Annotated in this window: 29 protein-coding genes; 15 read left to right on the top strand and 14 right to left on the bottom strand. The window is 46.4% G+C overall.

Translation table 11 applies throughout. The features are described from left to right. Positions 1–13: 13 nt before the first annotated feature. From leuD to ICN19_RS00685, 10 genes are all read right to left on the bottom strand, one after another. Positions 14–661, bottom strand: coding sequence for a 3-isopropylmalate dehydratase small subunit (gene leuD / locus ICN19_RS00640; protein WP_068321370.1), 648 nt, complete (start codon positions 659–661; stop codon positions 14–16). 41 nt (positions 662–702) lie between these two features. After that, positions 703–909 carry a hypothetical protein gene (locus tag ICN19_RS00645; protein WP_068321367.1) on the bottom strand — a complete coding sequence of 69 codons (207 nt, stop codon included), beginning with the start codon at positions 907–909 and terminating at the stop codon, positions 703–705. A 12-nt stretch (positions 910–921) separates the two neighbouring features. Continuing rightward, positions 922–2331 carry a 3-isopropylmalate dehydratase large subunit gene (leuC, locus tag ICN19_RS00650; protein WP_216244865.1) on the bottom strand — a complete coding sequence of 470 codons (1410 nt, stop codon included), beginning with the start codon at positions 2329–2331 and terminating at the stop codon, positions 922–924. 17 nt (positions 2332–2348) lie between these two features. Further along, positions 2349–3662 (bottom strand): citrate synthase, encoded by a 1314-nt coding sequence (gltA, locus tag ICN19_RS00655; protein WP_216190122.1) that lies wholly within the window; start codon positions 3660–3662, stop codon positions 2349–2351. A gap of 82 nt (positions 3663–3744) precedes the next feature. Next, entirely contained in the window at positions 3745–4014 is a 270-nt protein-coding gene (locus ICN19_RS00660) for a succinate dehydrogenase assembly factor 2 (RefSeq protein WP_216244866.1), read from the bottom strand. After that, complete coding sequence (locus ICN19_RS00665; protein WP_216244867.1) at positions 4011–4715, bottom strand: succinate dehydrogenase iron-sulfur subunit; 705 nt, start codon at positions 4713–4715, stop codon at positions 4011–4013. The genes ICN19_RS00660 and ICN19_RS00665 overlap by 4 nt, the downstream gene beginning before the upstream one ends. Before the next feature lie 17 nt (positions 4716–4732). Next, complete coding sequence (gene sdhA, locus ICN19_RS00670; RefSeq protein WP_216244868.1) at positions 4733–6511, bottom strand: succinate dehydrogenase flavoprotein subunit; 1779 nt, start codon at positions 6509–6511, stop codon at positions 4733–4735. Positions 6512–6515: 4 nt separating this feature from the next. Next, positions 6516–6881: a succinate dehydrogenase, hydrophobic membrane anchor protein gene (gene sdhD, locus ICN19_RS00675; protein ID WP_068321349.1), complete on the bottom strand. Its 366-nt coding sequence runs from the start codon at positions 6879–6881 to the stop codon at positions 6516–6518. A 24-nt stretch (positions 6882–6905) separates the two neighbouring features. Continuing rightward, positions 6906–7325, bottom strand: coding sequence for a succinate dehydrogenase, cytochrome b556 subunit (gene sdhC / locus ICN19_RS00680; RefSeq protein WP_216244869.1), 420 nt, complete (start codon positions 7323–7325; stop codon positions 6906–6908). A gap of 145 nt (positions 7326–7470) precedes the next feature. Further along, a complete protein-coding gene (locus tag ICN19_RS00685; protein ID WP_216244871.1) occupies positions 7471–8208 on the bottom strand; it encodes a GntR family transcriptional regulator in 738 nt (245 codons plus the stop codon). A 158-nt stretch (positions 8209–8366) separates the two neighbouring features. Between ICN19_RS00685 and ICN19_RS00690 the strand changes: the two genes are divergently transcribed. Together ICN19_RS00690 and ICN19_RS00695 are read left to right on the top strand one after the other, a co-directional pair. Then, the gene (locus ICN19_RS00690; RefSeq protein WP_215349315.1) at positions 8367–9356 is read left to right on the top strand and encodes a malate dehydrogenase; all 990 of its coding nucleotides are present in this window, start codon (positions 8367–8369) and stop codon (positions 9354–9356) included. A gap of 13 nt (positions 9357–9369) precedes the next feature. Continuing rightward, positions 9370–9744, top strand: coding sequence for a hypothetical protein (locus tag ICN19_RS00695; RefSeq protein ID WP_216214573.1), 375 nt, complete (start codon positions 9370–9372; stop codon positions 9742–9744). 96 nt (positions 9745–9840) lie between these two features. Here ICN19_RS00695 and ICN19_RS00700 read toward each other — a convergent pair whose 3' ends face one another. After that, positions 9841–11052, bottom strand: a complete 1212-nt coding sequence (locus tag ICN19_RS00700) for a DUF2863 family protein (RefSeq protein WP_216244873.1) — start codon at positions 11050–11052, stop codon at positions 9841–9843. Then, complete coding sequence (gene yaaA / locus ICN19_RS00705; protein ID WP_216244875.1) at positions 11052–11828, bottom strand: peroxide stress protein YaaA; 777 nt, start codon at positions 11826–11828, stop codon at positions 11052–11054. Before yaaA ends, ICN19_RS00700 begins: the two co-directional genes overlap by 1 nt. A gap of 85 nt (positions 11829–11913) precedes the next feature. On the opposite strand from yaaA, the gene ICN19_RS00710 reads away from it, so the two are divergent. The 13 genes from ICN19_RS00710 (at position 11914) to ICN19_RS00770 (ending at position 23706) form a co-directional block, all read left to right on the top strand. Continuing rightward, entirely contained in the window at positions 11914–13110 is a 1197-nt protein-coding gene (locus ICN19_RS00710) for a pyridoxal phosphate-dependent aminotransferase (RefSeq protein WP_216244877.1), read from the top strand. Between the two features lie 8 nt (positions 13111–13118). Continuing rightward, positions 13119–13847: a glutathione binding-like protein gene (locus tag ICN19_RS00715; RefSeq protein ID WP_216244879.1), complete on the top strand. Its 729-nt coding sequence runs from the start codon at positions 13119–13121 to the stop codon at positions 13845–13847. Position 13848: 1 nt separating this feature from the next. Next, positions 13849–14703 carry a 3-hydroxybutyryl-CoA dehydrogenase gene (locus ICN19_RS00720; protein WP_216244882.1) on the top strand — a complete coding sequence of 285 codons (855 nt, stop codon included), beginning with the start codon at positions 13849–13851 and terminating at the stop codon, positions 14701–14703. A 32-nt stretch (positions 14704–14735) separates the two neighbouring features. Beyond that, on the top strand, positions 14736–15215 hold the full coding sequence (locus ICN19_RS00725) for a DUF3429 domain-containing protein (RefSeq protein ID WP_370625101.1): 480 nt from the start codon (positions 14736–14738) through the stop codon (positions 15213–15215). Positions 15216–15219: 4 nt separating this feature from the next. Continuing rightward, positions 15220–16533, top strand: a complete 1314-nt coding sequence (locus ICN19_RS00730; protein WP_216244883.1) for a replication-associated recombination protein A — start codon at positions 15220–15222, stop codon at positions 16531–16533. Positions 16534–16539: 6 nt separating this feature from the next. After that, positions 16540–17166 carry a 2-hydroxychromene-2-carboxylate isomerase gene (locus ICN19_RS00735; RefSeq protein ID WP_216244885.1) on the top strand — a complete coding sequence of 209 codons (627 nt, stop codon included), beginning with the start codon at positions 16540–16542 and terminating at the stop codon, positions 17164–17166. An 82-nt stretch (positions 17167–17248) separates the two neighbouring features. Continuing rightward, complete coding sequence (locus ICN19_RS00740; protein WP_216244886.1) at positions 17249–17824, top strand: peptidylprolyl isomerase; 576 nt, start codon at positions 17249–17251, stop codon at positions 17822–17824. A gap of 24 nt (positions 17825–17848) precedes the next feature. After that, positions 17849–19675, top strand: a complete 1827-nt coding sequence (locus tag ICN19_RS00745; protein WP_216244888.1) for a bifunctional chorismate-binding protein/class IV aminotransferase — start codon at positions 17849–17851, stop codon at positions 19673–19675. A gap of 9 nt (positions 19676–19684) precedes the next feature. Next, positions 19685–20245, top strand: coding sequence for an NUDIX hydrolase (locus ICN19_RS00750; RefSeq protein ID WP_216244889.1), 561 nt, complete (start codon positions 19685–19687; stop codon positions 20243–20245). 9 nt (positions 20246–20254) lie between these two features. Then, on the top strand, positions 20255–20992 hold the full coding sequence (gene aat / locus ICN19_RS00755; protein ID WP_216244891.1) for a leucyl/phenylalanyl-tRNA--protein transferase: 738 nt from the start codon (positions 20255–20257) through the stop codon (positions 20990–20992). Beyond that, entirely contained in the window at positions 20989–21735 is a 747-nt protein-coding gene (locus tag ICN19_RS00760) for an arginyltransferase (RefSeq protein WP_216244892.1), read from the top strand. Before aat ends, ICN19_RS00760 begins: the two co-directional genes overlap by 4 nt. Positions 21736–21744: 9 nt before the next feature. Then, on the top strand, positions 21745–22779 hold the full coding sequence (locus ICN19_RS00765; RefSeq protein WP_216244894.1) for a quinone-dependent dihydroorotate dehydrogenase: 1035 nt from the start codon (positions 21745–21747) through the stop codon (positions 22777–22779). A 102-nt stretch (positions 22780–22881) separates the two neighbouring features. Further along, on the top strand, positions 22882–23706 hold the full coding sequence (locus ICN19_RS00770) for an IclR family transcriptional regulator (protein WP_216244897.1): 825 nt from the start codon (positions 22882–22884) through the stop codon (positions 23704–23706). Positions 23707–23708: 2 nt separating this feature from the next. Here the strand turns inward: ICN19_RS00770 and ICN19_RS00775 are convergent, their stop codons facing one another. Both ICN19_RS00775 and ICN19_RS00780 read right to left on the bottom strand, forming a co-directional pair. Beyond that, complete coding sequence (locus ICN19_RS00775) at positions 23709–24725, bottom strand: serine hydrolase (protein WP_216244899.1); 1017 nt, start codon at positions 24723–24725, stop codon at positions 23709–23711. 119 nt (positions 24726–24844) lie between these two features. Next, positions 24845–25732, bottom strand: a complete 888-nt coding sequence (locus tag ICN19_RS00780) for a DMT family transporter (RefSeq protein WP_216244900.1) — start codon at positions 25730–25732, stop codon at positions 24845–24847. Positions 25733–25734: the final 2 nt, after the last annotated feature.

The raw sequence follows: 25734 nt of genomic DNA on the forward strand, positions 1-25734 counted from the left end.
TAAATCAACGAAATTACGGCAATTGTGTAGCAAGCCAAGGCATCTTGAGGATGCGCTCAGCTTCATAAGCCTTGATTTTATCTGCATGTTGCAGAGTTAAGCCAATATCGTCTAAGCCATTAAGAAGGCAATACTTCCTAAAGGGGGCAACATCGAAGCTATAGGCGGTGCCATCAGGGGCAATGACCTGCTGAGCCTCTAGATCAATCGTCAACTGGTAACCATTGAAAGCCATGGTTTCATTAAAGAGGTGATCCACCTGCATTTCTGTCAAAACAATGGGTAAAACGCCATTTTTGAAGCAGTTGTTATAAAAAATATCCGCAAAGCTTGGGGCGATAACTGCTCTAAAACCGTATTGATCCAATGCCCATGGTGCATGCTCACGGGAGCTGCCACATCCAAAGTTCTTGCGAGCCAACAGAATGCCTGCGCCTTTATAGCGAGGCTGATTGAGGACAAAGTCGGGATTAATTGGGCGAGTGCTGCAATCTTGACCAGGCTCACCGTGATCTAAATAGCGCCATTCATCAAAGAGGTTTTGTCCAAAGCCAGTCTTTTTAATGGACTTTAAGAATTGCTTTGGAATGATGGCATCGGTATCCACGTTCTCACGATTAAGCGGAGCAACTAAACCTTTGTATACCGTAAATTTTTCCATGATTCGACTTTTGCTCTATTTGCTCTATTTGCTCTAATGATTTACTTCACGGGAGTAACGACAACGTCCTTACCCTTGGTTTGAGATTGATTGCCTTGTTGTGTGTTGCTTGATCCACCCATGGAAGTTCCCATATTTTGCAAATCTTTACCGACACCTTCCATTGTGCTGCTGCAAGCTGAAATCACCAAGCCAGCAATGCCAACAATAGCTAATCTGGAAATTAAAGAGAGTGAAGAAAATTTCATCGATCAGTTTCCTTATGAAATCTTGCGAACGTCAACAAAGTGACCTTCGATGGCGGCAGCTGCTGCCATAGCAGGACTTACCAAATGAGTGCGGCCACCATTACCCTGGCGACCTTCGAAGTTACGGTTTGAAGTAGAAGCGCAACGCTCACCTGGCTCCAAGCGGTCAGCATTCATTGCTAAACACATAGAACAACCTGGCTCACGCCATTCAAAACCAGCGGCTTTAAAAATGCGATCCAAACCTTCGCGTTCTGCTTGGGCTTTAACCAAGCCAGAACCTGGAACCACAAGAGCCAACTTCACATTAGCCGCCACTTTCTTACCTAAACGATCTACTACCTTTGCGGCAGCACGAATATCCTCAATACGGCTATTTGTACAAGAACCAATAAATACTTTATCAATAGAGATGCTGCTGATGGGCGTATTCGGATTGAGGTTCATGTACTGCAACGCACGTTCCATGGCAGAACGCTTGTTTGGATCACGTTCTTTTTCTGGATCGGGAACGCGGTCGCTAATTGCAAGAACCATTTCAGGAGATGTACCCCAGGTAACTTGCGGAGCAATTTCTTCAGCACGCAATTCAACAACAGCATCAAATTTCGCATCCGGATCAGAGTGCAATGTTCTCCAGTATTGCAAAGCTTGCAACATCGCAGGGCCCTTAGGCGCATACGGACGACCTTGAATGTATTCAATCGTTGTTTCATCTACGGCAACTAAACCAGCACGTGCGCCAGCTTCAATTGCCATATTGCATAAAGTCATGCGCCCTTCCATCGAAAGCTCACGAATAGCTTCGCCAGCAAATTCAATGGTGTAGCCAGTACCACCAGCTGTGCCAATCTTACCGATCACGGCAAGAACAATATCTTTTGCGGTGGAACCTGGCTGCAAACGGCCATCCACCTTTACCAACATGTTCTTGCTCTTTTTCATGAGCAAGGTTTGGGTAGCTAATACGTGCTCCACTTCAGATGTACCAATACCAAATGCCAGGGCACCAAAAGCGCCATGGGTACTAGTATGCGAATCACCGCAGACTACCGTCATGCCAGGCAAAGTTGCACCCTGCTCTGGTCCGATAACGTGAACAATCCCTTGACGGGTATCGTTCATCTTGTATTGAGTAATGCCAAAGGCATCGCAGTTTTGATCCAAGGTATCCACTTGCAACTTGGAGATTGGATCAGTAATGCCTTCCGAACGATCAGTTGTTGGTACGTTATGATCCGAGACAGCCAAATTAGCAGAGATACGCCAAACTGGACGGCCAGCCAGATTCAGACCTTCAAAGGCCTGAGGACTAGTTACCTCATGGAGCAGCTGACGATCAATATAGATCGTAGCTGTACCATCTTCTTCTGAGTAAACAACGTGGTCATCCCACAATTTGTCATAAAGCGTACGAGACATGAGTGACCTTAAAAACCTTATTTACGAACTGTAATGTTTGGAACCTTACGCGCTGTTTCGCCAACATACAACTGACGTGGACGGCCAATCTTGTACTCAGGATCAGTAATCATTTCTTCCCACTGAGCAATCCAGCCCACTGTTCTTGCCAAAGCAAAAATACAAGTGAACATTTCTGTTGGAATGCCTAAAGCACGCTGAACAATTCCTGAGTAGAAGTCTACGTTTGGATAGAGCTTACGACTTACGAAGTAGTCATCTTCCAAAGCAATCTTCTCGAGAGTCATTGCCAACTTGAACAATGGGTCATCTTGCAGGCCCAATTCATTCAATACTTCATAGCAAGTCTCACGCATCAATTTAGCGCGTGGGTCAAAGTTTTTGTAAACGCGGTGACCAAAGCCCATCAAGCGAACGCTAGAGTTCTTGTCTTTTACTTGAGCAATGAATTCATGAATCTTGTCTACGCCACCTTGCGCTTGAATTTCATTCAACATCTGCAAGCAAGCTTCGTTTGCACCACCGTGGGCTGGGCCCCAGAGGCAAGCAATACCAGCAGAAATCGCTGCAAATGGATTTGTGCCAGAAGAGCCGCACAAACGCACTGTAGAAGTAGAAGCATTTTGCTCATGGTCTGCATGCAATGTGAAGATACGATCCAAAGCGCGAACTAATACTGGGTTTACCTTGTACTCTTCACATGGTGTTGCAAACATCATACGCATAAAGTTTGCTGTGTATGACAAAGAATTATCTGGGTAGATAAATGGCTGTCCTACGGAATACTTGTAAGCCATCGCCACTAATGTAGGCATCTTTGCGATTAAGCGAATTTGGGCAACTTCACGAGCATGCGGATCGCTGTAATCAATCTCATCATGGTAGAAAGCAGCCATTGCACCAACCAAGCCAGTCAACACAGACATTGGATGTGCATCGCGACGGAAGCCGCGCAAGAAGAATTGCATCTGCTCATGAACCATGGTGTGGTGCATAACCATTTCGTCGAAGTCTTTCTTCTCTTTTGCATTTGGCAATTCGCCATTGATCAAGAGGTAGCAAACTTCTAAGAAGTCACAGTTATTTGCTAAGTCTTCAATTGGGTAACCGCGATAGAGCAACTCGCCTTTGTCGCCATCGATATAGGTAATTTTGCTATTGCATGACGCAGTAGACAGAAAGCCTGAATCGTAAGTGAACTTACCGGTCTGACCATAGAGCTTACGAATGTCAATTACGTCAGGACCTACAGTCCCCTTGTAAATTGGCAGATCAATATCTGGTGTTCCATCCGAAAACGAGAGTTTTGCCTTGATGTCCGATTCAATCATTTCTAATCCTTAGTCATTCAAAATTATGATTAATACACTATTCGTTCATGCATCTATACACTTACTGCACCAACAGGCTGAATTACTTCTCTCTCAACCTTTGTAAAACGAGCTTGAAAGAGTCAGCTTGCATCTCTTTCTCCAAGCTTGCTACAGAATCTTTACGACCAATCAACAAATCCATTAAGTCGTTGTCATCTAAAGCCAATAGCCGGCTTAATACCTTTCCATCTTCAACGCTTAACTGAGTGCCGTAGCGCTCAAAGAAACGCTGCAGAATTAAATCGTTCTCTAGCAGGCCTCTGCGAGCGTCACTTTTTAAACGATATAACTCTGCATTTCCGAGGGTCATACTGCCCTACGAACCATCAACTCCTTGATCTTGCCAATTGCCTTCGTTGGATTCAAGTGCTTAGGACATACGTCCACGCAATTCATGATGGTATGGCAACGGAACAAGCGGTATGGATCTTCTAAGTTATCTAAACGCTGCGCAGTTTCTTCGTCACGGCTATCAGCAATAAAGCGATACGCCTGTAACAAGCCAGCTGGGCCAACGAACTTATCAGGATTCCACCAGAATGATGGGCATGAAGTTGAGCATGATGCGCACAAGATGCACTCATACAAACCATTCAACTCATCACGCTCTTCAGGACTCTGGAGACGCTCTTTTTCAGGAGGCGGATTATCGTTTACCAAGTAAGGCTTGATAGACAAGTATTGCTTGAAGAACAAAGTCATGTCGACGATCAAATCACGCACAACTGGCAAGCCAGGCAATGGGCGTAATGTGATGACCTTAGGCAAAGTCAACATATTGGTCAAGCATGCCAAACCATTTTTACCGTTAATGTTCATTGCATCTGAACCGCACACACCTTCACGGCATGAGCGACGGTAAGAAATTGTTTCGTCTTGTTTCTTCAAAGAAATTAATGCGTCCAACAACATACGTTCGCCAGTAAGCTCTAACTCATAGCGTTCCATGCGTGGAGCTGCATCGACATCTGGATCGTAGCGGTAAATTTCGAATATACGGATATCACTCATTTTCTATTTCTCTTCGCTTAGAAAGTACGTTCTTTTGGAGGGAAGGACTCAACTGTTAAAGGCTTCAAAATCACTGGCTTGTATGCAAGCTTATTGCCCTCGCTATACCAAAGGGTATGCTTCATCCAGTTCTCGTCATCACGATGCGGATGATCATCATGTGAGTGAGCGCCACGACTTTCTTTGCGAGCTGCCGCAGAAATCATCGTTGCGTTTGCAGTCTCAACCAAGTTAGCCACTTCCAAAGCTTCAATACGTGCTGTATTGAAAATCTCGGATTTGTCTTTAACCCATAAGTGTTTGGCGCGCTCAGTCAATTTAGCCATTTGACGAACACCTTCGTCCATCAACTCTTGATTACGGAATACGCCAGCGTATTTCTGCATGCACTTGCGAATATCGTTTGCAACATCTTGTGCGTACTCACCAGAAGTTGAGTTATCCAACTTCGCAATACGCTCCAATGTTTGCTCACCAGCATTAGCAGGTAACGGCTTGAATTCGCGATTCTTGAGATCAAGGCCAACAATGTGGTTACCAGCAGCACGACCGAATACCAAGAGGTCGAGTAATGAGTTTGTACCCAAGCGGTTCGCACCATGCACAGAAACGCATGAGCACTCACCAATTGCATACAAGCCATTCACGATTTCATTGTGAATGCCATTTGCAGGCACAACTACTTGACCATTGATGTTGGTAGGAATACCACCCATCTGATAGTGAATGGTTGGCACCACTGGAATTGGCTCTTTAGTAACGTCAACGTTAGCAAAGTTGATACCAATTTCATAAACAGAAGGCAAACGCTTCATGATCGTGTCAGCGCCAATGTGTGTCAAATCGAGCACAACATAGTCACCGTTAGGACCGCAACCGCGCCCTTCTTTAATTTCTTGGTCCATTGAGCGAGATACGAAATCGCGTGGAGCCAAATCTTTCAATGTTGGCGCATAACGTTCCATGAAACGCTCACCATCTTTGTTACGCAAGATACCGCCTTCACCGCGGCAACCTTCTGTCAACAACACGCCAGCACCAGCTACGCCAGTTGGGTGGAATTGCCAGAACTCCATGTCTTCTAAAGGAATGCCTGCGCGAGCAGCCAAGCCCATACCGTCGCCGGTATTAATAAATGCGTTAGTAGATGCATCCCAAATACGACCTGCACCGCCAGTAGCCAACATCACAATCTTAGCTTCCAAGATGTAAACCTGACCTGTTTCCATTTCGAGAGCAGTTACACCAACCACATCACCGTCGTCATCACGAATCAAATCGAGCGCCAACCATTCAACAAAGAAATTGGTTTTTGCGCGGACGTTACGTTGGTACAAAGTGTGCAACATTGCATGGCCAGTACGGTCAGCAGCAGCACAAGCACGTTGTACAGGCTTCTCGCCATAGTTAGCTGTGTGGCCACCGAATGGACGCTGATAAATCGTGCCATCTGGATTACGGTCAAACGGCATACCAAAGTGCTCTAACTCATAAACCACTTTTGGAGCTTCGCGACACATAAACTCGATAACGTCTTGGTCACCTAACCAGTCAGATCCTTTGATGGTGTCGTAGAAGTGATAGTGCCAATTGTCTTCACTCATATTGCCTAATGAAGCACCGATACCACCTTGTGCAGCAACAGTATGTGAACGTGTTGGGAAAACTTTAGTCAGTACAGCAACATTCAAGCCGGCTTCTGCCAACTGCAATGAAGCGCGCATACCTGAACCACCTGCTCCAATAATCACCGCATCAAAACGGCGGCGTGGCAATGATTTTTTAATTGCAGTCATCGAATTACACTTTCCACAAAATTTGAACGGCATACGCCGCACAGGCTACGAGATACAAAACGGTCAACACTTGAAGTGTCAAACGAATGCTGACGGGCTTGATGTAATCCATCCAGATGTCGCGCACGCCAATCCAAGCGTGATAGAACAAGCTGATGAAAGCCAAGAGCGTTAACAACTTCATTACTTGACCGCTGAACAAGCCAGACCAGCCTTCGTAGGAGGCGCTGCCAGTGATGCAGTAGTCAACTAACAGAACAATCGTAAATACCACCATCACAATCGCAGTTACGCGTTGGATGATCCATTCTTTGAGGCCGTAATGCGCACCGACAACTAAGCGCTTTGGTCCGATTTGATAAATAGGCATGAGATTTCCTTAAATGATGAGCGCTTAGTACAAGCCGAACATTTTGAGACCAACTACTGCAGTCAAAGCCAGACCAATAACGAGAACAACAATGGCCGAACGATTGGCTTCAGACTTCTCTACGCCGATTTCTAAATCGAGCAAGAGGTAGCGGATACCAGCACAGAAGTGATGTAAAAAACACCAGATCAAACCAAGGCAAATAATTTTTACCAAGATGTTGCCGGTAAAAGTCTGGAATTTTTGATAGCTCAACTCAGAAGCAACGCTCTGATCGAAGAGATAGAGGATGAATGGCAATAAGAGGAACAATGCTGCTCCGCTGATGCGGTGAAGAATTGACACTTTTCCCGCCCAAGGAAGGCGGTATTTAATCAACTGGGCAAGACCAATATTTCGGTAAACCGGTCTATCTTTTTTTACGTTTTGCTGTGAATCAACCATGGGTAATCTCTATCTTTAGGTGGAGGTTCAGTGTGGTTTTGTTGTATCGCAACATATTCTATTGGAAACCTTAGGGGTGGTGGGGATTTTTTGGCGTTTAAAGGGGTTAATTACTGGTTTTTACTGATCTAGCTCGCTTTATTACTCAGTTCAATTTGTTCTCATAATGCTGCTCTGAAGTGTCGTATCTAGCGTGACGAATTTCTACTGGTTTATTCCCGTAGGTAAATGCCACCCGCTCCACAGAAAGGAGCGGTGCACCCTGCGCTAAATGCAGGTGCCTAGCTAAAGTCTCATCAGCAGCTACGGCCTTGATCTTTTCTTCTGCGCGCACCATGTGTGTCGCGTACTGCCCTTCATAAAAGGCGTACACCGGACCATGCCAAGCATTGAGCACCTCTAAATCTAAGCCCTTGAAGCGCGCCCCAGGAAGAAAAATCTCTTCAAAAACAATGGGTTTTCCCGCAAAGCTCTGCACCCGGTCAATGTGGATAACGGGGTCACCTGCCTTTAATTTAAGCAAATTGGCCACATAAAGGCTTGCCTTGGTGTTTTCGCAGGATAAAAACTGATTGGTAAGGTGAAATTTCTCGCCAGAGTCGGGAGCTAAACGTAAAAAACGGTACTGCCAGTCATCCTCTTGATGGGTGGCAACAAAAGTGCCCTTACCCTGGCGACGGACTAGGAGGTTTTGGGCAGCAAGCTCATCAATCGCCTTGCGAACCGTGCCCTGACTGACGGCATAACGGGCTGCCAGCTCCATTTCACTGGGAATAGCCTCCCCTGGAAGCCATTCAGAGGCTTGCAAACTAGCCAAAATCATCGCCTTAATCTGCTCGTACAGAGGGCTAAATGAGGCAACAGGCAAAGTCACATCAGACAAATTAACTCCAGACCGCGTCAATTGGATAAAATTCTAGGTAATTCTAGTCTTATATAAGACATCATTGACAGTGTAAAGCTAAAGTCCCTACACTTGAATGGATAATAGAAAAGTTTTCGTAAATTAACCCTCTTAACCTTCTTCTGGAGTTATTAGTAATGGCAAAAGCCCCAATGCGTGTCGCCGTAACCGGTGCAGCCGGTCAAATCGGATATTCCCTTTTATTCCGTATCGCCAATGGCGACCTTTTGGGCAAAGATCAGCCCGTAATCTTGCAATTACTTGAGATTCCAGATGAAAAAGCTCAAAAAGCCTTAACTGGCGTGATGATGGAGCTGGAAGACTGTGCATTCCCACTCTTGGCCGGCATGACAGCCCACTCAGACCCAATGACAGCATTTAAAGATATCGACGTTGCCCTTTTGGTTGGCGCACGTCCACGCGGTCCTGGCATGGAGCGTAAAGACCTGCTCTCCGCAAACGCACAAATTTTCACAGCGCAAGGCAAAGCATTGAATGCCGTAGCAAAGAAGACTGTAAAAGTATTGGTTGTTGGTAACCCAGCAAACACCAACGCTTATATCGCCATGAAATCTGCTCCAGATATCCCTGCGAAAAACTTCACAGCGATGTTACGTCTCGACCATAACCGTGCTCTCTCACAATTGGCCAACAAGCTGAACAAGCCTGTAGCTGACATTGAGAAATTAGTTGTTTGGGGTAACCATAGCCCAACAATGTATCCAGACTATCGCTTTGCAACCATCGATGGCAAGTCTGTAAAAGACTCCATTAATGATGCAGCATGGAACAAAGATGTATTTATTCCTACCGTTGGTAAACGTGGTGCAGCCATTATTGAAGCTCGCGGCCTTTCTTCTGCAGCCTCTGCAGCGAACGCAGCGATTGATCATATTCATGACTGGGTACTCGGCACAAACGGTAAGTGGGTAACTATGGGCATTCCTTCTAAAGGCGAATATGGCATTCCTGCTGAAGTGATTTATGGCTTCCCAGTAGTTTGCGAAAACGGCGAATACAAAATGATCGAAGGTTTAGAGATCGATGAGTTCTCCCGCGAGCGCATGACACACACCCTGAACGAATTACTCGAAGAGCAAGCTGGCGTTAAGCACCTGCTCTCATAAGGAAAATTTGCACATGAAAAAAAATCTTCTCGCCATTAGCGTAGTACTTGCAAGCCTTTTAGGCGCTGTAAATGCTAGCGCTAGTGAAGAAGTAATTACATGGACTTGTCAGGAAAGCAAGCAGTTCAAAACTACTGGCACCACTGAAAAGGTTCGCTTAACTTGGGAATCTAAGTCTTATGATTTAGAGCGCCAAACTTCATTGCCAGGCAGCTTGCGTTACAAGAATATGAATTCTGGTTACGATCTTGTAGTGCTAGGCAACAAAGCAATGTTATTCAACATCAAAGCGGGTGTGCGCCTTGCCGATTTCTGCCAAACAGCAGAAATGAAGTCTGGCAAGTTACCTCATTTGTTTGCTGGTGCGGAACCATTTGTGCAGAATTAATTTCTCACGTTGCATTAAATAAAAAAGCCGAGGAATCCTCGGCTTTTTTATTGCGTAGTTTCTTTGCGTAGTTTTTTTGCTTAATTTCTTATTTCTTTAGTGAAACAAAGGTTGCTGTAACGGTGCATCATCCGGCATTTCAGCATGCACTGCTTCACCAGATCGATCAGGAAATAAAGGGGCGCCGCAGTCATCACAGAGCTCCGGATCAAATAGCATGGCATGACGGAAGACATCCTCCACACCAGCATCATGCAAAGCATCGCAAATCTTCTTGATAGGGCTCTCATCATCCGATAAATCATTTAAGGCATCACTTGCCACGCTCTCACGATCATAGAGGGGCCAAATCACGCCATACATGACTTCCGAAGAGCCTTTTGCGCTGAATGAAATTCGGTACTCATCCGCCTGCTCTTCGCCAAAGGCGCCAACAACGCAAGATAAGCCTGCAGGGAGAATACCGAGAGTGCTCTCGAGGAAATTCACTGCCGCACGAATGCTTAAAGGTCGAACATGTTTATCTGCCAAGCGGCAGTTCGTGAAATACGCCTCGGGCAAAAGAAGCTCGAACTCACAGCCTGGCAGCAAAGAGGCAATCGGCTCTTGCATCGCGTTTTGCCAACCTATCAAACTCACGCCGCGCTCTTGACGAGCCGGCGGCTCAGCCTGCCAACGGAATATTGGTGAGCCAACAGGCGCGCTTAAGGCCGCGATAATAAAACGAGGATCAGCCAAGACTGCGATTGTTTCTGACATATCGCGCAACTCAAGCTTAACGTCTTTTCCAGAGATCGCTGCACTTGCCAATGACTCAGTGAGGATAAGAGTTTGACAATGTGAATGAGGCATCTGATCAATGCTATACAACCAAGGAACAATCGCTAAGCGTGTATCTGTTGAGGCAATGGCGCTATGTAAAGCCTGGGCTGTAGACTCAATGATGTTGACCGGAAGTGGGCCGGACGGGATCTGGTAACGCGTGTGAGCAACGATAGGCAGCGCCAATAACAACACATCCCACTCCTGCCCTTCATGCTCGATCCTTAACGATTCGGCCAAGGTTTCGGCGATATCGGCAAGCACCTCAAAAGCTACCGTATTAATACGGAAGGTTTGATCCAGAGCAGCATCAATCACGTTTTGATTCTGGCTTTTGAGTAAACGCATCAAACGTACATTCAGACGCTCTTCCCAAAAACGATCCTCAACCTGGCTTCCAGAGGCCGCTAAAGAAATAGCGTCAGCCACCAACTTCTCCACCTCAGGAGAATTACGTTGCGAGGCTTTGGTCCGATGTACAGCCATTATTTTCTTTCTGCCCTTCTAAATACAGGCTTATCCACTTTAGATTCTGCGGCATAGTATTTATACCCGTCCAAGTTAAAGCCTTTTAAATCCGCCGGGTCGGTAATGCGATTCTCCACCACGTAACGCGCCATTAAACCGCGAGCCCGCTTAGCGTAAAAGGAAATAATCTTGTACTTACCGTCTTTGGCATCCTGAAACACAGGAGAAATAACTGGGCAATCTAATTCCTTAGGTTGAAGCACCTTGAAATACTCCTCCGAAGCTAAATTAAGAAGTACAGGCTTCTTTTGCTTATCTAAGACCTTTTTAATGGAATCAGTCACTCTACTACCCCAAAAGGCATAAAGATCCTTACCCCTGGCGTTCTTGAATGAGGTGCCCATCTCTAGGCGGTATGGCTGCATCAGATCCAGAGGCTTCAAAGCACCATAAAGGCCAGACAAAATACGCATATGGTCCTGAGCAAACTGAACGGACTTGGCGTCCAAGGTTTTGACATCAAAACCGTCATACACATCACCATCAAAGGCATAGATCGCCGGCTTGCTGTTTTCTTCGGTGAATTTCTTGGACCAATCCCGGTAGCGCCCAACATTCAAAGTAGCCAATTGATCCGATAAGCCCATTAGCTTGGCAACATCTTGCGGGGCTAATTTCTTCAAGTCAGCAATCAACTTGGCTGATTCAGAGACAAACTCAGGCAAAGTTGGCGCCTTAACCTTGGTTGGGGTCTTGTAATCCAGGGATTTAGCGGGTGAAAGGACGATCAGCATGGCACAATTTGTTTATGTATTTTTACCATTCTAGCGACTACCAGCTATATCCGCTCTAAACGACTGACCACCACCCTGCGCCTCCATGAACTCACTAGAGACCCCCTCTTTTCCAAGTCGCCTGCCGAAGGTGGGGACCACGATCTTTACGGTGATGTCCGCTTTAGCTGCGGAGCACAAAGCTATTAATTTGGGTCAAGGTTTTCCAGATTTTCCATGCGATAGAAAACTGATTGCTGAAGTCAATGAAGCCATGTTGGCTGACCGCAATCAATACCCTCCCATGATTGGCATTGCAGAACTACGCAATGGCATTTGCCAAAAGATTCAAAACTTATACGGTCATCACTACGATGTCGATACTGAAATCACTATCACTGCGGGTGGCACGCAAGGCATCCTGACAGCCATACTCGCTTGCGTTAGTCCGGGCGATGAAGTCATCATCATTGAACCAGCGTATGACAGCTATCGCCCTTCCATCGAACTGGCGGGTGGCAAAACCATTGCCATTTCTTTGCAAGTGATTCGTGATGAGCGCGGGCAAGTTGCCTCTTATGAAATTCCATGGGATCAATTAGCCAAGGCAATCCATTCCAAAACCCGTTTGATCATTATTAATACTCCGCATAACCCTACCGGCATGATTTGGAGTAAGAATGATCTAGATTGCCTCGCGAACTTAGTTCGCAATACTTCCGCATTGATATTGAGCGACGAAGTCTACGAGCATATGGTCTATGACGAAGTGCAGCACTACAGTGTTGCATCCCATCCGGAACTCGCGGCTAGGAGCTTTCTGATCTCTAGCTTTGGCAAGACCTATCACGTCACTGGCTGGAAAGTAGGTTATGTGGCCGCACCAACGGCACTAACAAAAGAGTTTCGCAAAGTTCATCAGTTCAATGTATTTACCGTGAACACGCCGATGCAATACGGTATAGCAACATATCTTGCAGACGCTATACATTACTTAAGTCTCCCGGCCTTTTATCAGGCAAAGCGTGATTTTTTTAGAGCAGGACTGGGTAAGACTAAATTTAAATTACTCCCTACTCCAGGCACTTATTTTCAGTGCGTCGACTACTCGGCATTAGGCATTCCCCAGGCAAAATTTAACGAGGCAGACTTTTGCAAATGGCTTACAACTGAAATTGGGGTGGCTGCCATACCAGTCTCTGCTTTTTATGAGCAAGCGACCGAATCTGGCGTAATTCGTTTTTGTTTCGCGAAACAAGATCAAACACTCACAAGCGCCTTACAACGCTTAGAAAAAATCTAAAGGACATCATGGCAAATAAAAAATCAACCGTAATGGATGTTTACAGCTGGCCCACACCAAATGGCCACAAAGTGCACATCATGCTGGAGGAGTGCGGCTTTCGATTGGGTAAGGATTGGATCGCTCACCCAATTGATATTGGCGCAGGAGATCAATTTACCCCTGAGTTTTTAAAGATCAGCCCCAACAATAAGATTCCAGCAATTGTTGATCCCAATGGTCCGGATGGCAAACCCATTAGCCTCTTTGAGTCAGGTGCGATTCTTCTCTATTTGGCCGCTAAGACTGGCAAATTCTTACCTCAAGATACCCGCGGAAAGTATGAAGTGCTGCAGTGGCTAATGTTCCAAATGGGCGGTCTCGGCCCTATGCTTGGGCAAAACCACCATTTCCGTCTATATGCACCTGAGAAAATTGAATACGCGATCAATCGCTATACCAATGAGGCAAAGCGAATCTATGGGGTATTGGATAGCCAACTGAAAGATAATCCCTATGTAGCAGGGAAAACGTATTCGATTGCTGATATTGCGATTTATCCATGGACGCGTAATTGGAAAAATCAAGGTATTGATATCAATGAGTACCCGCATTTCAAACGTTGGTTTGAAAAAATTGGTGCGCGACCAGCAGTTAAGCGTGGTTGCGAAGTATTAACCGCATTACGTAAACCTTTGCATGATGCCAAGGCAAGAGAGCAGTTATTTGGTTCAACCCAGTATCAAAAGAGGAAATAAGATGAGTATTCAATCAGTCGGTGTAATCGGTGCAGGCACCATGGGAAATGGTATTGCACAAGTGTGTGCAGTTGCCGGCCTAGATGTCGTCATGGTTGATATTAACGAGGCAGCGGTTCAACGTGGTCTCGAACAAATTAGCAAGAGCTTAGATCGTCTCGTCAAAAAAGAAACTTTAACGGTTGAAGCAAAAGATGCTGCACTAAAGCGCATCAAAGGAAGTACTTCTTATAACGACTTCAAGGGCTTGGGCTTAGTCATTGAAGCCGCCACCGAGAATCAAGCGATCAAAGAGAAGATCTTGAAGCAAGTCGATGAGATTGTGAACAAAGACACTATCATCGCTACTAACACCTCCTCTTTATCCATTACCAAGTTAGCAGCTCTTGATTCCAATCCTGCGCGCTTTATTGGTATGCACTTCTTTAACCCGCCACCCTTGATGGCTCTGGTGGAGGTGATTCGCGGCCTACAGACTAGCGATACAACCCATGCCGCCATTATTGAGATGGCCAAGCGAGTTGGCAAAGAGCCGATTACCGTTAAAAACTCTCCGGGTTTTGTAGTAAATCGTATTTTGTTACCGATGATTAACGAAGCATTCTTTGTTCTGTCTGAAGGGCTTGCTAGTCCGGAAGATATTGATGCCGGTATGAAGTTGGGATGCAATCAGCCGATTGGTCCACTGGCATTAGCTGACCTGATTGGTTTGGATACTTGCTTGGCTGTGATGGAAGTGTATTTTGAAAACTTTAGCGACTCTAAATATCGCCCTTGCCCACTGCTTCGTGAAATGGTCGCGGCTGGATATCTCGGTCGCAAAACAGGTCGCGGCGTTTATACCTACGATAAATAATTTTTTAATTTAAATAACGAAACCATCCCATCGTGAACCCCATTCCACCCCTAGTACGCAAACTTGGTTATGCCGGTCTTATTCCATTTATTGGGCTAGCTTTAATGGTGCAATTAGCACCCACACCAATGAACTATCTGAGTGCTGAATCTTTGGCTGGTTATGGGGCTGTAATCACTTCATTTATGGGCGCCTTACATTGGGGTGCTAATTTGCACCTCCTGGGTAAAGCACCTGTTGGAGATCGCTGGGAAGACCGTAATGCGTGGATCTGGGGCGTTATTCCAGCCCTGGTTGCATGGGTTGCACTGCATATCTACATCCCTGTGGGCCTACTCATCCTTGCCTCCACTCTGATTATTCAGCGCAATATTGATCAAAATACATATCAATATTATTTTTCTGATGATGCAACTCGCTCTGCATTTATGACCATGCGTAATCGCTTGACCTATGTTGCCGCCGCATGCCTAACCTGGGCATCTTTGGTGATTCTTTTTATTCAAGCATGATGCAATGAGCAGTCTTTTTGATAGCACTCCGCCCCCACCCCTAGCGGAAGCTCTGCGTCCAAAGACAATTGATGAAGTAATTGGGCAAACTCATTTATTAGCCAGCGGCAAACCTCTTAACCTCGCATTTGCCTCAGGCAAACCGCACTCGATGATTTTGTGGGGCCCTCCGGGTGTCGGCAAGACAACGCTAGCACGTCTCTCAGCAAAAGCGTTTGATCGTGAGTTCATAGCCATCTCTGCAGTATTGGCTGGCGTAAAAGAAATTCGTGAAGCTATTGAGCAAGCTCAACAGAATATGGCTCAGTACGGCAAGCAAACCATTTTGTTTGTAGATGAGATCCACCGCTTTAATAAAAGCCAGCAAGATGCCCTGCTACCCCATGTGGAATCAGGCCTATTTACCTTTATTGGCGCAACTACCGAGAACCCTTCTTTTGAAGTGAACTCAGCACTCTTATCGCGAGCTCAGGTGTATGTATTGAAGTCACTCACACCAGAGGAGTTGCAATTACTCTTTGATCGTGCGCGCCAACATGCAATGCCTCATGTGCAATTTGAATCTGCCGCTATTGATACCCTCATCTCGAATGCCGATGGCGATGCTAGGCGCCTATTAAATTTGGTTGAACAAGTACGCAATGCAGCACTTACTCCGAATGCTGAACTCAAGAATGTCGATCAACAATTTATTGAAAACGCTTTGAGTGCGCAAGCACGACGTTTTGATAAAGGTGGCGATCACTTCTACGATCAAATCTCCGCCCTACATAAATCTGTCCGTGGCTCCAATCCTGATGCCGCCTTGTATTGGTTTTGCCGCATGCTCGACGGTGGAGCAGATCCCCGCTATCTAGCGCGTCGCATTATCCGCATGGCATGGGAAGATATTGGCTTGGCAGATCCAAGGGCAATGCAATTAGCCAATGATGCTGCGCAAACCTTTGAAAGACTCGGCTCACCGGAAGGAGAACTTGCGCTTGGCCAAGCGGTGGTTTATCTTGCCGTTGCCTCCAAGAGCAATGCCAGCTACAACGCTTTTAATGCCGCCCGTGCATTTGTGGCTCAAGACCAATCTAGAGGCGTGCCCAATCATTTGCGTAATGCCCCAACTAAGTTAATGAAAGAGCTTGGTCATGGCAAAGAGTATCGCTATGCCCACGATGAGCCCCATGGTTATGCTGCCGGCGAATCCTACTTACCTGAGGGTATGAAAGAGCCGCACTGGTATGAGCCCGTTGAACGTGGCCTAGAGTCACAGATTAAAGAGAAATTGGCATTCTTAAAAAAGCTCGACGATGAGCATCAGAAGAAGTAAGGCGATATGAGCACAAAGACTCCAGCTGCTTTTTATTACGATATTGTTTCGCCATTTGCCTATCTTTATGTCAAGCAAAGACATCGCCTTGAGGGCAGGCTAGATATCAAACCAGTTCCGATTCTGTTGGGCGGCCTACTTCGCGCTACTGAAAATAAAGGTCCTGGTGAGGTTGCAGCTAAACGTCCCCACACTTATCAGTTCTGTGTATGGCAGGCTGAGAAGCTAGGCATCCCTTTTCGCTTTCCTGAACACCATCCATTTATGACGGTTGCAGCACAACGTCTGTTAGTTGAGCAGAATGCTGACTGGACAATGGTTGAACGCGCATTTGATTACGTTTGGGTGGAAGGCAAAGACCCTAACTTATCTTGGCCAGAATTTTGCACATACTTAGGTTTGCCTGCTGACACCCCTAAACCTGAAAATCCAGAGGTAAAAGCAAAGCTCATTGCCAATACCAACCAGGCCAAAGCTGATGGTGCTTTTGGAGTGCCAGCTCTGATAGTCAATCAACAGTGCTTTTGGGGCATCGATACGATCGACTGGGTCTTGGAGTATCTCGCTAGACCTGGCATGTTTAAAGAGGCTTCTTACGCCTACGCTGGCAATGTGCCTAATGGTCTGAGCTGAGGATACAGCTTCATTCACCCATCAGGCAGTAATGAGCAATACAATCAATTCAAGTTACTTTCACACTGTTTAAGGAGTTCATATGCGCAAGCTATTCGCAGCCCTCATCATTACCTTTTCTTGCTTTGCTAGCCAAGCTGCATTTGCAGGGCCAAAGGTGGAATTTAAAACAACTATGGGCAATTTCGTAGTGGAGTTGGATGACGTTAAAGCGCCTAAGACCACCGCTAACTTTTTAAATTATGTGAAGAGTGGTTTTTATAACGGCACCATCTTCCATCGCGTGATTGATGGTTTCATGATTCAGGGCGGTGGCTTTACTGCAGATCTCAATCAAAAACCAACTAATGCTCCAGTCGTTTCCGAGGCGCAAAACGGTTTAAAAAATAATGCCTATACGATTGCGATGGCCCGTACTTCCGATCCTGATTCTGCAACTGCACAGTTTTTTATTAACGTCAAAGACAATGCGGGATTAGATTATCCCAATGCGATGGGTAATGGCTACACCGTATTTGGCAAAGTGATCTCCGGCACTCAAACGATTGATGCTATTCGCAAGATCCCGACCATGGTTGCACCAGCGCCACGTATGGGCAGAATGGCTGATGTCCCAAGTCAGACCGTCACCATTGAATCCGCAACGATTCTGAAGTAATTAGGAACTCCCAGGTAAGCCGCAATGATTTTGCTCGATGACGCGCAAAGCACTGCGGCCTCGCCCACTAGCCGCCTCTATGAAAATACGATCCACTACTGGCGCGTACTTCCTAGCAGTGATAGTGCTCTAGATTTATCTGCCACCCAGAAATGTCTTTCTGAAATCTCAGACTCTCTCGCTAGAGGTGAATATGTTGTGGCTGCTTTTGCCTATGAATTAGGTAGGCAAATACACAAACTTCCTCAGAGACCATCTTTATCTGATGAGCCACATCCATTAATAGAGGCTTGGGCTTTCTCAAGCTTTAAAAAACTGTCCAAGCAAGATGTTGATAGCTGCATCTCAGAAAAGCTATCCTTGCTTGAGAGTTCTCAACGTTGTGCAGGCGTATTGAATGTTCAGGAATCGATATCTGAGGATCGCTTTACGGCAGATATCGACGCGATTCAGGAATACATTCGCAGTGGCGATAGCTACCAAATTAATCATACCTATCGCATTAAGGGTGAGATCTATGGTGCTCCGCTAGCCTTATACAGTCGCTTGCGGGATAGGCAACCCGGTAGATTTGGCGCTTACATAGAGCAAGATGGCAACTTTCTACTATCTCAGTCTCCGGAACTCTTTATTGCGCGCAATGGCGATACTTTAAAAGCCATGCCCATGAAAGGTACTGCCAGCGCCTTATCTGCGGTTGCCAGTGCTTTATCCGATGACCCAAAGAATCAGGCGGAGAACGTCATGATTGTTGACTTACTGCGCAATGATCTCAGTCGCATTTCCTTACCGGGCACAGTAACGGTACCCAATCTTTTCGAAGTGGCAAGACATGGTGATGTGTTGCAAATGACCTCTACTGTGCAAGGTCAAATTAGGCCTGATGTCAGTCTCTTTGATATTTTCAAGGCCGTTTTTCCGTGTGGCTCTGTTACTGGCGCCCCAAAGAAGCGCAGCATGGAGATTATTCAAGAACTTGAACCCGAAGATCGAGGTTACTACTGTGGCGCATTAGGCTGGCTCGATCCCAACGGCAACTTTGCCTTTAGCGTACCTATCCGAACTGTTGAAATTACTGCAAACAGCAAATCACACGCCTCCACTTTCACTTTAGGAGTAGGCGCTGGCATTACCAATGACTCCGATGCCAAACAAGAGTGGCAAGAATGTCATATTAAATCTGCCTTTCTAATGGATCTTCCAAGTGCTACCGGTTTATTCGAAACGATTGCAGTGCTACACGGTGAGCCACAGAGATTGAGATCACACCTAGAGCGCATGCAAGCCTCTGCTTTGGCTTTGCGAATTCCCTTTGAATCTGTGACTGCAGAAAAGTTGATTCTGAATGCTTGTGCGTCTTTTGATAAAAACTTATCGCATCGATTAAGACTAGATCTTGCAGCTAATGGAGCGCTTTCTGTTTCAAGCGCCGTCATTCATCAGACAAATGAACCCGTCAAAATATTTTGGGCTAAAGATATTTTGTCTGGTGACGTAACAATGCATTCAGGAGATGCCCTGCTGCAGCATAAAGTTAGCGAAAGAACTCTTTATGATCAAGCATGGCAAGAAGCAGTCAAGCTAGGTGGATTTGATGCCCTCTTTTGCAATGAGCAGGGTTTTGTGACAGAAGGCGGCAGAACTAGCATTTTTGTTAAACCTCGAGGTAGCTCTAATTGGCTTACGCCACCTGTCTCAGCAGGTCTTCTACCAGGCGTCATGCGTGCCGCCTTGCTTGCTGCTCCCAAAATGAATGCCCGTGAAGCTAACCTGACTATTAATGATGTTTCAATGGCAGATGAGATTATCCTTAGCAATGCCCTTCGTGGCGCTATCAAAGCCCATTTTTAGAAAGTCAGTATGAAGTATTGTCCTAACTGCGCTGCTGTATTGACGATCAAAATTCCAGCCGATGATTCTCGTGAACGCCATGTATGCGAAGCCTGCGGCAGCATTCATTATCAGAATCCTCGCAATGTAGTGGGTAGCATTCCTGTATACGGCCAGCAAGTGCTCTTATGTCGTAGAGCGATTGAGCCTCGTCATGGTTATTGGACTCTTCCTGCAGGCTTTATGGAGTTAGGTGAAAGTACGAGTCATGGTGCCGCTCGCGAGACTCTCGAGGAAGCTGGTGCTGAAGTGAACATCGGACCACTCTATTCACTACTCAACGTACCCCATGCCGAGCAAGTACATCTATTTTATTTAGCAACGATGAATACGCCAGAGTTTTCCGCTGGTGAAGAAAGTCTTGAAGTTGCACTCTTTAATGAGGCCGACATTCCCTGGAATGAATTGGCCTTTCCCACAGTGAAGCAGACCTTGGAATGGTTTTTTGCTGATCGCACTGCAGGCAACTTAGAGGCTGGCAAAGAATTTCATGTGCGCAGTCGTGACATCTTGCCATCTGAAAGAATTTAAAGGGTTGCTATGGGTCAGATTGCCTGGCTAGGGCCTCATGACCCTTTCCCCAACCCTCTACTGGAGGCCGATCCAGATCCTACCGTTCCTGGGTTAATCGCGGTGAGCGAACAAATATATCCAGGACAACTCGCGCGCGCCTACCAACAGGGCATTTTCCCTTGGTACTCCGACAACCAGCCAGTACTCTGGTGGTCACCAGACCCTAGAATGGTTTTAAAGCCAAGCAACTTCAAATGCAGCGATTCCTTACGTAAAATTATTCGCCTCTTTTGTCAAAATACCCAGTCTCAAGTAGAAGTAGATGGTGATTTTGGTGCTGTCATCCGCTCCTGCGCAACCAGTGCACGTAAAGACCAAGATGGCACCTGGATTACCCATGAAATTATGGACGCTTACACGGCATTGCATGAGCAAGGCAATGCTCATAGTATTGCTGTAATAGAGGATGGCCAGCTGATGGGCGGACTTTATTGCGTTTCTTTTGGAGCTATGGTTTTTGGTGAGTCCATGTTCAGTCGCAAAACCAATGCATCCAAAATCGCCTTAGCAGCCCTCAGTGCCTGGTGCCTAAGTAATGAGGTAAACATGATTGATTGCCAGCAAGAGACCGCTCATCTGCTTTCTTTGGGCGCCGCTCCCATACCACGCAAAGACTTTTTAGAGCAACTGCAAGTTTCTGTAAATCAAACTAAGATTAGTCAATCTTGGACTTTTGATAAAACCATATTGCATCACTGGCTATGACCCAGCTCAAAGAACTCCCACTAACTACCCTGCAGTTTTATGCAACAGCTCCATATACTTGTAGCTATCTTCCGAACAAGACTGCACGCTCTCAAGTGGCTACCCCATCTCATTTGATTCATGCGGATGTCTACAGTGATTTGTTAAATGCTGGGTTTAGACGCAGTGGTTTGTATACCTATCGCCCCTATTGTGATGAATGCAAGGCTTGTATTGCGACGCGCATCTTGGTAAATCAATTCATACCTTCACGAAGTCAGCGCCGCGCCCAGAAAAAACACGCTGGTCTTGAAGCATCAGTATTAAATCTTGGCTACCAAGAAGAGCATTACCAACTCTATCAACGCTATCAACATGAGCGACATGAAGGTGGAGATATGGATAGCGACGATCAAGACCAGTACATGCAATTTTTATTGCAAAGTCGAGTGAACTCGCGCATTGTGGAATTTCGGGATGGTCCTCACGATCCACACCCAGGTCGATTACGCATGGTTAGCATGATCGATATCTTGGAACAAGGCATCTCCTCGGTTTATACCTTTTATGACACCTCAAGCCATGCAGCTAGCTATGGCAGCTACAGCATCATGTGGCAAATAGAGCAGGCAAGGATCTTAGGTTTGCCCTACCTCTATCTTGGCTACTACATCAAAGAAAGCAACAAGATGTCGTACAAGATTAAATATCAGCCCATGGAGGGGCTGATCGACGATCATTGGCAACCGTTGTCTGAGTCATAATATCTACCCATGATCGATCGCTACTCCCTTCTACGCCCTTGGCTCTTTTGTATAGACCCTGAAAAAGCCCATAACCTCACTCTGAGTAATATGGATCGCGCGCAGCGCTGGGGACTATTAGAGCGTTTGATAACTAAGCCGATTAACGATCCACAAATGCTTTGCGGCATCGAGTTTCCGAACCCAGTTGGCCTTGCTGCTGGATTGGATAAAGATGGCAAACACATTGATGCGCTTGCCGCATTGGGATTTGGATTTTTAGAAATCGGCACCGTGACGCCACGCCCACAACCCGGCAACCCAAAACCTCGGATGTTTCGCCTTCCTGAAGCACAGGGCATCATCAATCGCATGGGCTTTAACAACGATGGTGTTGATGCCTGCGTCTCCAGAGTGCGCAGCTCTAAGTTTTGGCAAAACGGTGGTGTACTCGGTATGAACATTGGCAAAAATGCCAGCACACCAATAGAAGAAGCTTCGCGTGATTACGTATTGGCCATGGAAGCTGTCTATGAAATTGCCACTTACATTACGGTTAATATCTCCTCCCCCAACACTCAAAATCTGCGCGCTCTACAAGGCGAAGAAATGCTCCGTGAATTGTTGGGTAGCTTGGATGAAGCCAGAAAACGTTTATCTGATCGCTACGGTGTACGCAAGCCACTCTTCCTGAAGATTGCGCCGGACTTAGATCATGGCGATATCAATCTCATTGCGGATCTACTTCTAGAGTTTGGTATTGATGCAGTCATTGCTACCAACACAACCATTTCTAGAGATGCAGTCAAAGGAATGGAATTTGGGGAAGAAGCCGGTGGCCTATCTGGCGCACCTGTTCGCCATGCCTCCAATATTGTCATCAAAGCTTTAAAAGCCAGACTTGGCAATCAACTGCCGATTATTGGTGTTGGCGGCATCATGTCTGGCGCCGATGCCAGAGAAAAGATCATGGCAGGTGCTAGCCTAGTCCAACTCTATAGCGGCTTGATCTATCGTGGCCCAGACTTAGTCAACGAGTGCGCCACCGCCTTAAGACAGCCTTAAATCGCCTTTAGATCACTCCAAATGGGGGGCTTTTTAATGCTTGCCCCATAAAATGGCATTTCACAATATGCAATTTCATCTGAAATCGCTACAATATGGCCTATGAGTACTAGCAAAACCATCAAAACCCCCAAATCTACCGGTGAGGTTGGTAAAACAGCCATCCAGGTAGTGGAGCGCATGATGAATTTGCTAGATGCGCTAGCTGATCAAGAGGACTCAAGCAGCCTCAAAAACCTTGCTGAACTCACTGGCCTCCACCCCTCTACTGCTCACCGCATTTTGAATGACATGGTTGCCTGCAGACTAGTTGAGCGTGGTGATGGCGGCACTTACCGTCTTGGTTTAAAGCTACTGGAGCTTGGCAATTTAGTGAAGGCAAGATTGTCAGTCCGCGAAGCAGCGCAGTTACCAATGCGTACCCTACACAAGCTCACCGGTGAAACAGTAAACCTATCTGTTCGCCAAGGCGATGAAATCGTTTATGTTGATCGTGCTTATAGCGAACGTTCAGGAATGCAAGTTGTCCGTGCTATTGGTGGTCGCGCGCCTTTGCACCTCACCTCAGTTGGCAAACTCTTTTTAGCTAGCGATGATCCTGGTCAGGTTCGCGCCTATGTCACACGCACCGGCCTATCTGGACATACTCGCAATAGCATCACCGAATTAGGCAAACTCGAAACTGAGCTCAATCAAGTACGCAAAGTGGGCAATGCTCGCGATGATGAAGAATTAGAGTTGGGCGTGAGCTGTTTAGCTGCCGCTATCTTGGATGACACCGGGAAATTGGTTGCCGGGCTATCTTTAAGCGCTCCAACCGATCGCATTCAGGCAGATTGGCTGCGCGCCCTTCAAGAAACTGCCCTACAGATCTCCAAGGGTATGGGCTTTAAACCCAAATCTGCCGAACCAGGCAGCACAAACTAGATTTACATTAAGCGGCGAATTGGCTGAGCGCCAGATGGCATACGCTCATACCAATCACGCACACGCACGGCATCAGCAAAACGCGATTGCGTTCCCACAGAATCTAAGAACACTAATAACAAAGGCGTGTTATTTACTCTAGCCTGCATCACCAAACATTTACCAGCAGCATTAATGAAGCCAGTTTTTTGCAGGCCGATATTCATATCACCAGAACGCACTAAGCGATTGGTATTCAAAAACTTCTGTGGACGCTTGGCAATCACCATGGTCAGATCTGGCCAAGTTGAAAACTCACGAATGGTTTTATATTGATATGCCGCACTGAGCATGCGCGTCAGATCTTCCGCTGTGGCAACGTTCTCACTCAGGAGACCAGTTGGATCCGCAAAATGAGAATGATCCATACCAAGCTCTTTTGCTTTGCGATTCATGGCACCAACAAATGATGGAATACCGCCTGGGTAATTTCTTCCCAGGGTATATGCAGCGCGGTTCTCAGAGGACATTAGAGCTAGTAGTAAGGCTTCTTCACGAGTCAACACCGTACCGCCAGCCAAACGTGAAGTGCGGTAAATTTGTACATCCTCAGAATTAATTACCAATGTCTCATCTAAAGGCATCTTGGCATCTAACACTACCATCGCTGTCATTAACTTTGTAATAGAAGCGATTGGCAAACTGACGGAGGGGTTCTTTTCAAAATACACTTCTTTGGTATCTTGATTGACCACCATCGCCACGCTGGATTTGAGATTCAATTCGTCATGCTGTCCACGCAACCCTAATGCAGTTGCAAGAGATGGTCTTGCGGGTATGACCGGCTCTGTTGAGCGCGTCACTGTTACGCGAACTGTTTTAGGTTTCTTGGCAGCCTTGGTATTTGTCTTGGCAGCTGCTTTAGTGGAAGTTTTGGCTTGCTGCTTATCTTTATTGGCAGCAATTGCAGGTGCATTCGCCAAAGCGCCAACCGCAAAAAATACCGCCAAGGCAAAAAGCCAAAATCGATTCAAACGCATCCCAAAATACCTTCCAAAACTTTCAACATACGGAATGATAATTAATTTCCCAAGGCAAGGCGGTTTTATTCGCCCCAATCTAGGTATTCCGCCTACCAATATCCACTCTTCAGTACACCCTACTCTGCAATGGTTGCCACTGTATTGGCCTGACGCGCGTTTACTAGCACTACCCCCGTCATCGTTAGACATAGACCAACAGCCATCAGTAAGGTGAACGGCTCATCAAATAACAGCCAAGCCATTGCAGCAGTTGTCGGTGGCACTAAATAGAGAAAGCTGGTGACTTTGGTAGCAGCGCCCTTGCGAATCATCATGAATAACAAACTGATTGATCCTATCGATAAGGGGAAGATTGCCCAGAGCAATGCACCAATAACGGAGGGGTTCCAAACCATCTCGCCTGATTCAAAAAAATACATACAGATAAAGCACAGCACCGCTGAAACGCCAAACTGAATAGAGGAGCCAGCGCGCAGATCAAACACTGGGCAGAATTTCTTTTGATAAAGAGTGCCAAAGGTTATCGAGAGAAGCCCTCCAAATGCGAGCGCGTAACTCGCCAAAGGAATATGCATAAAACCGATCTTTTCAGCTACAACTAAAGCAACACCAGCAAAACCAAACCCCAGACCAATCCACTGACGCGGTGACACCTTCTCCGAAATCCAAGCAGCAAACCAGGCCGTCACAATTGGCTGAAGTCCAACAATAATCGCAACCAACCCAGCAGTCATTCCCAATCTGACCGCAAACCATACGCCAAGTAAGTAACCAAACTGAAGCAAGATGCCAGCAACGGCAATATGCTTGATTTGCGACCAGTTAGGCCAAGTGATTCTCCACACTAGGCTAAGCGCTGCCATCGCCACCAAAACCCCTGCAAACCGCCAAAACAGGAAGGTTGCTGGCTCAACATAAGGCATTGCTAAACGCGCAATGACGAAACCCGTACTCCAAATGAGTACAAATATCGGTGCAATAGCGGTGTCTAGCGTAAGCTTCATGA

Origin of the sequence: Polynucleobacter sp. AP-Capit-er-40B-B4, assembly GCF_018882245.1 — a bacterium.
Classification (GTDB): Bacteria; Pseudomonadota; Gammaproteobacteria; order Burkholderiales; family Burkholderiaceae; genus Polynucleobacter.